The sequence below is a fragment of the Leeuwenhoekiella marinoflava DSM 3653 genome (assembly GCF_900129005.1).
GTDB classification, from domain to species: Bacteria; Bacteroidota; Bacteroidia; order Flavobacteriales; family Flavobacteriaceae; genus Leeuwenhoekiella; species Leeuwenhoekiella marinoflava.
This window is the reverse complement of record NZ_FQUN01000038.1, coordinates 1-2,672: the sequence shown is the minus strand read 5'-3', so window position 1 is coordinate 2,672 and position 2,672 is coordinate 1. Positions and strand designations below refer to the sequence as shown.

Genomic DNA, 2,672 nt, shown 5'->3' with positions numbered 1-2,672 from the left:
TGGACAGACAAATTCATAAAATGTATTCAAACCATTTTTATGGTGTAAGCCTCCTTTCCAGAATATAGCGAGTGAACCGTGATAGTTTCCAAAGTCTACTGCAGCCTTGATCTTTTGGTTCTTTGGCATCAAGACAAAAGAACAGAAATACAAATAGAAGTTCAAGTTTATCAAAACATCTGAATCTGCATATCAGAAGATTCTCGTTAAATTTGCAGGGAGCGTAGCGTAGCAGGCGGTTCTGTTTGAGGCCAGCGGCCGAGTTAAGCGCATGCAGCGGAGTGCATAAAATTTAGAGAACCTGCTGTAAACCTAGCCCCGAAGTTCGGGGTTGGTTCTTTAGCATCAAGACAAAAGAACATGAATAGAAGTTATAAGTTCTATAGCATGTTCTGTTCATTTTCTTTACTCAACTGAGCTAAAAAAAGGAACAGCATATGAGTATAAAAAAAGTCGCTGATTTAGCAACTTTTTTTATACTCTAGTACTCAATTTATGCTTCCTCTTCAGCAACTAAAGAATCTTCTAAAGCAAAGGTCTCATTTTCTTCATGAGCTACCGGTACAGAATCTTTTAAACGCATAAATTCTTCAGCACGTTCTGCATCCTCCTCTTCACCGGTAAAATACGGAAACACATCCATAATAGGAGATTCAGAAATTGCAGGAATACTGTATTCGCCCATGGTGTCGCGCATCACGTGCGTTGTATTTTCAAAAGCTTCTTTAACATCATTCGCTTGAACCAGCAAGTATTGATTGGTTTTACGCTCTTTTCCACTTTCCTGATCAAAAGCAATTAAAGAAACTTTAGACTTAAACCAGCGATCAGCGTTTTCAAACGGATGAATCTCCGCATAATTAGCCACTTTAATATTGGTGATTAAAATTTCTTCACCTTCACTCAGGTAAACACTCATCTCTTCAGTGATGCGAGTTTCTGCTTCAGTATAGGATATCGCATCTACCAGAAAAGGTTCCGTTTTCACTTTGCGGGCTCCAGAAGTTTCGTCTGTTTTTCTATACTTCACCTTGCATTCATACCAGGTTGCACTCATAATTTCAAATTTTTTGGACGTCAAAAATAGAATTTCACACAAGCCAAACAAGTATAAAACGCAGATAGATATTCACAAAAATCAATTAAAATAGGTAGCGGTTTTAAGCTGAGTGGATTAAAGAAAAAATGATTTGAGTTTTGTGCTGTTAGTATCCTCTTTTTTCTGATTTTGACGCAACCAAAAGTGTAGAGAACCATCTTAATAGTAAAACAAAAGTATCATGATCAAAAAATTCTTTATTCTAATATTGATTAGCGTTGCAACATCCTGTTCAAATGATGATGATACAACTCCTGAAATAAAAGGTTCATTTGCCAATTCAATTTTCATCAATAATGAAAAAGTGTTAAGTAGTGGTGTCGAATTTTCAAACACCAGAACCACTACATATTGGATCGATCATAGTGCAGTAGATTCAACCACTTTTGTCGCTGCTTTAGAAACAGGTTCCGTGTATCGTGGCACTGTAGACGATGCATTTCGCAAAGCCTTTGTAAGCAAAACATCAAGTGCGCAAGCTGATCTCTACAGTTTCAATCAGGGAGCTTTTAAAGCAGCTGGTACTATTGGCTATTTTAAAAACAGCAATTTGGAGACCACCACAATTTCAAATCCCGGCATCCTGTCAGCCATTCATTTCTATAAAAAGCAAGCCTATTTCTGTGGACACTTCAGCGAAGAAGTCGTAACGGAAGCCGGAGCAGGTTTTCGTCCGGATATTCCATTCTTCTGGGATGGTAGTGCCGAAGTGGTAGAATTACCCGTTTCGCAAGATGCTTTCTTTAGAGGAGTAAGTTGCGTTTTTGTTGATGAAGACAACTTTTATGTAGGCGGAAAAATGCCATTCCCGATGTATTGGAAAAATACCGAATTGATACAATTAGGAAGCTTATTTGGTGAAGTAAATCAGATTACAGTAAACAAGGGTGATGTGTATGCCGTTGGGTATTACAATAAAAATGACAGTAACAGTACCGGAAACACAGCTTGTTACTGGAAAAATGAAGAATTGGTAGAGTTGGAAGACGATGCTCAAGCAACTGGAATTTATATAGATGGAACAGATGTTTATGTATGTGGATCTACAGGTAGGGATCAAGCTTCCTATAAAGCTTGCTATTGGAAAAATGGGGTTAGAGTAGCGCTACCATAATGTACTTTTTGCTATACTGAAGAAAAAGAGCGCTAAAAAATAAAACTCACAGCAGCTTAGAATACATTTTGAGCCAAAAGAATTTGTAATCAGTTTAACTCTGTTACCTATTCTAAAGAATGCCTATTAAAACGTCAGTAATGGCCTATCATGAGGTTCTCGTAAAATTTGCAGTAAACGCAGCGCAGCAAGCGGTTCTGTTTGAGGCCAGCGGCCGAGTTAAGCGCAGGCAGTGAAGTGAACATAAAATTTAAAGAACCTGCTGTAAACCTAACCCCGAAGTTCGGGGTTGGTTCTTTGGTATCAAGGCAAAAGAACAGGAATCCCTTCAGATATATATAATATATAACTCCTACAAGGAATATAGTACCAGTCTAAAAAACTTTTTCGTAACACATGAATATACTTGCAAACGGCCTCAGTAGACTTTGGTTAAAACTATAGGTGAAAGGAGCGTTT

The 2,672-nt window shown here is 37.9% G+C and carries 2 protein-coding genes; one reads left to right on the top strand and one right to left on the bottom strand.

Annotated elements, in window-relative coordinates:
- Positions 1-493: 493 nt before the first annotated feature.
- Entirely contained in the window at positions 494-1,057 is a 564-nt protein-coding gene (locus BUB91_RS20565) for a DUF4494 domain-containing protein (protein ID WP_073101318.1), read from the bottom strand.
- Between the two features lie 223 nt (positions 1,058-1,280).
- Here BUB91_RS20565 and BUB91_RS20560 point away from each other — a divergent pair, with 223 nt between their 5' ends.
- On the top strand, positions 1,281-2,213 hold the full coding sequence (locus tag BUB91_RS20560; protein WP_073101316.1) for a hypothetical protein: 933 nt from the start codon (positions 1,281-1,283) through the stop codon (positions 2,211-2,213).
- Positions 2,214-2,672 lie beyond the last annotated feature (459 nt).